The sequence below is a fragment of the Ruegeria sp. AH12 genome (genome assembly GCF_056541465.1).
The window spans coordinates 1-4,110 of record NZ_JBQFYL010000030.1 but is presented as its reverse complement, the minus strand read 5'-3'; the positions used below and the strand labels follow the sequence as shown (position 1 = coordinate 4,110).

The 4,110-nt window shown below is 60.3% G+C and carries 3 protein-coding genes and 1 pseudogene; all 4 read right to left on the bottom strand.

The features are described from left to right. Positions 1 to 57 precede the first annotated feature (57 nt). Positions 58 to 1,440, bottom strand: a complete 1,383-nt coding sequence (locus ACR0EL_RS21250) for an aldehyde dehydrogenase family protein (RefSeq protein WP_170399863.1) — start codon at positions 1,438 to 1,440, stop codon at positions 58 to 60. Between the two features lie 128 nt (positions 1,441 to 1,568). After that, positions 1,569 to 2,930, bottom strand: coding sequence for a glutamine synthetase family protein (locus tag ACR0EL_RS21245; protein ID WP_480502138.1), 1,362 nt, complete (start codon positions 2,928 to 2,930; stop codon positions 1,569 to 1,571). After that, entirely contained in the window at positions 2,927 to 3,676 is a 750-nt protein-coding gene (locus ACR0EL_RS21240; RefSeq protein ID WP_170399487.1) for an N-formylglutamate amidohydrolase, read from the bottom strand. The genes ACR0EL_RS21245 and ACR0EL_RS21240 overlap by 4 nt, the downstream gene beginning before the upstream one ends. Continuing rightward, a pseudogene (locus ACR0EL_RS21235) lies at positions 3,673 to 4,110 on the bottom strand (Na/Pi cotransporter family protein); the annotation flags it as partial. The gene ACR0EL_RS21240 and the pseudogene ACR0EL_RS21235, both read right to left, overlap by 4 nt.

Here is a 4,110-nt window from a genome sequence, read left to right as displayed (position 1 = left end):
CTTCGTGTCAAAAGGCCTCCCCCGGCGAGGGGGTCATTCCGAGGCAGGCCGGCGTCCTTAGCCCGTGACCTTTTTCAGGTGATAGGATTTGGGACGTGTCAGGTTGTGATAGCCAATGACCGACAGACCGCCGCCGCGCCCGGTATTCTTGCAGCCGGTCCAGCACAGGCCGGGATCCAGATAATCGGCCCGGTTCATGAAGACGGTGCCCGTCTCAATCTGGTCACCCACCCGCGCTGCACGGTCCAGATCGCGGGTCCAGAGGCTCGCTGTCAGGCCAAACGCGCTGTCATTCATCAGCCGGGTGGCCTCGTCATCCGAGGACACTTTCATGATGCCCACTACCGGACCAAAGCTTTCATCCCGCATCACCCGCATGTCATGGGTGACATTGGTCAGGATCTGCGGCGTCAGATATGCGCCGCCATCATCCTCGGGGAAAATGTCGATATGGGCCACCGCACCAGCCTCGACCGCCTCGGCAATCTGCGCCCGCACCTCATCGGCAAAGCGCACATTGGCCATCGGGCCAATGGTGGTCTCAGCGTCCAGCGGATTGCCCAGCTTATAGCCCTTCACGATCTCCACCGCCCTGGCGACGAAGTCGTCATACAGGCTTTCATGCACATAAATCCGCTCGATCCCGCAGCAGCACTGGCCCGCGTTGAACATTGCCCCGTCGATCAGCGTCTCAACCGCCGCCTCCAGATCGGCATCGTCCATCACATAACCCGGATCCTTGCCGCCCAGCTCAGTCCCGACGCCGGTAAAGGTGCCCGCCGCCGCGCGCTCCATCGCCTGGCCGCCGCCGACCGAGCCGGTGAAGTTCACGAAGTCGAACGCATTGCCCGCGATCAGATCGTTGGTCACGTCATGGCTCAGAAAGACATTCTGGAACACGTCTTCCGGCACACCCGCTGCATGGAAGGCCTGCGCCATACGCTCGCCCACCAGCAGGGTCTGCGTGGCGTGTTTCAGGATCACCGTATTACCCGCGATCAGCGCCGGGGCCACCGTGTTGATCGCCGTCATGTAGGGGTAGTTCCACGGCGCCACCACAAACACCACCCTATGCGGGATGCGCCTGATATAGCGCTTGAACGTCTCATCTTCGCCCACGGCAATATCGGCCAGCGCCTCTTCGGCAATCGTGGCCATGTGGCTTGCGCGCTCGTTGAAGCCGCCAAACTCACCGCCATAGCGCACCGGGCGACCCATCATATGCGCCAACTCGGGCACGATTTCCTCATTCATCGCGCCGACAGCAGCCACACCCGCCATCACGAGATCAATGCGCTCCCGCAAGGGCCGCGCCGCCCAAGCCGCCTGTGCGGCCCGCGCCCGGCCCGCAACCTCAAACGCCGCCTCCCGCGACAACACCTCGCGCTCGGCAAAAACCGACCCATCAATCGGCGAGACACATTGCAACATCTGCCCCATAGTCACTCCATCTCTAAAGAGAGCAGGATCCCTGCTTCATCTGGCCATAAATATCTCGGGGGCCGCCATTGGTGCGCCATTGGTTCGAGCGCCAATGGCGGCGGGGCTGGCCCCTCGCTTTCACCCTCTCAAGCCCGCTCAAACCCGCGGGCAATTTCCCAATCGGTCACCACGCGCTCAAACTCTTCGATCTCAACCTCGGCCGCGCGCGCATAGTGATCGACAACGTCATCTCCCATCGCAGCCCGCAACATCGCCGAGCCATGCAGCGCATCCCGCGCCGCGCGCAGATCGCCCGGGATCATCCCCGTCTCTCCCTGATAGACGTCGCCCGTGGTCGGCGGCTGCAACTCCAGCCCTTCTTCGATCCCAGCGATCCCCGCCGCCAGCATCCCAGCCATCGCCAGATAGGGGTTCATATCCGAGCCCGGGATACGGCATTCCACCCGCACCGCCTTGGTGCCGTCACCGCACAGGCGGAACCCGGCGGTGCGGTTGTCCACCGACCAGATGATCCGCGTCGGCGCAAAGGTCCCCTTCATGAACCGCTTGTAGCTGTTGATGTAGGGCGCCATGAAACAGGTGTAATCGGCGGCGTATTTCAGCAGACCCGCCATGTAGCTTTTCATCACATCCGACATGCCGAGCGGGTCTTTTTCGTCGAAAAAGATCGGCCGCCCCTCGGACCAGAGCGACTGATGCACGTGGCTGGAACTGCCCACTTTCTCATGATGCCATTTCGGCAGGAAGGTCGCGGCATGCCCATGCTGCCAGGCAATCTCTTTCACCGCGTTCTTGGCGATCGAGTGATACTCGGCCGTCTCCATCGCAGGCGCATATTTGATGTTCAGCTCTTCCTGCCCGGTCTCGGCCTCACCTTTCGTGTTCTCGACCGGTATCCCCGCATCCCACAGATGGTTGCGGATCGGGCGCATCACATGCTCTTCCTTGGTGGTCTGAAGGATGTGATAGTCTTCGTTGTACCCCGAGATCGGCTCAAGGTCGCGAAAACCTTCCTTGCGGATCTGATCAAAGCTTTTCTCGAACAGGAAAAACTCCAGCTCGGTGGCGCACATCGCGTCATAGCCCATCGCCTTCAGCCGGTTCACCTGACGTTTCAGGATCGAGCGCGGCGCGTGTGGCACTTCTTCATGCGTGTGATGATCCAGCACATCGCACATCACCATCGCCGTACCTTCCAGCCACGGCACCGGACGCAGCGTGCTCAGATCCGGCTTCATCACATAATCGCCATAGCCCCGCTCCCAACTGGTCGACGCATACCCGTCCGGCGTCCCCATCTCGAGATCCGTCGCCAGCAGATAGTTGCAGCAATGCGTCTCTTCCCACGCTCCCGCAACAAAATGACCCGCATGAAACCGCTTCCCCATCAAACGGCCCTGCATGTCAACCAGACAAACCAATACCGTATCAATCTCGCCAGACGAAACCTCAGCCTTCAAATGCTCAAATGTCAGCGTCGCGCTCACGATGCGTCCTCCCTGATCGTGATATCGTTCAGCGCCGGTTCAAGCAGCGCCAGTATGTCCCGGGACATGTTGGCAACCTGTATTTCATTGCCCAAAAGATCATTGCGTACTTCGATCATCACATTGGCCAGCCCCCGGCTCAGCGCATGGAGACGGAGCGAATGCGTTACACCGTCAGCGGGGCCATAGGGCTGATTGCGTTCCGTGCGGCGATGCGGGATCTGATCCATGTGATCCAGCATGGCATCGACCAGACGGCTGTCCTCGTCATGGAGAAGTCCAAGTTCAACCGCGCGCGGCTGCCCAAAATAGACTGGCGTGAAGGAGTGAATAGTCACAACGACTGTATCCGGACCGCGCGCATCCAGAACCTGTGCAACTGCCTGACAGAACGGGGCATACACTGCCTGGATGCGTGCATCGCGTTGCGATTGATCGAGGCCCACATTGCCCGGCACTTCGATCAGTTCTGATTTCTCGGGCATTGCGCTTGCCGCCTCGGGCGGACGGTTGCAATCATAGACCAATCGCGAGACGGTCGAGGCCACGACCGGAGCATCAAGCGCTATCGACAGCGCCCGTGTCAGCGCCATCGCGCCCGGATCCCAAGCAGCATGGCTGACGCGCGCGGATGCGGACAATCCCAAATCATCAAACTCTGCCGGAATGCGGTTGCTTGCATGTTCACACAGCAGAACGACGCGCCCAACGCCCACCTGGTTCAGGATTTCGACCGATCCGGTCATCCTTTGACCTCGGTATCCGCATCCTGTTCCATCTGCGGCATTTCTTCGATCAGACGGGTTTCAAGCAACTGCCCGTTGCGATACAGGATCGGATAGGCGACGGCCGCGATGTGACTGTTGAATTCGCGAAAGGCGCGCAGCGTTTCGAGGTGGATGTCGCTGGTTTCAAAGCTTTCTGCGCTGCCATGTTGCAAGCGTTTAAGGTGGCGTTTGCGACTGTCACGCTCGGCCCGCTTGATTTCGGTTTTTTCCAGGCTCAGCAGACGCGCGCTTTCCAGATCGTCCGAGATCAGCACGTTCGAGGCCAGTTTCAGGTTGGCCACAATCCCCTCGTGCATTTCGACCAGCTCTGACCAACCTTCTTTCGAGAACGCGGCCCCCTTTTTGCGCATGTCATCCGCCAATGCCGTCAGGCGTTTGGCCACCACGTCGCC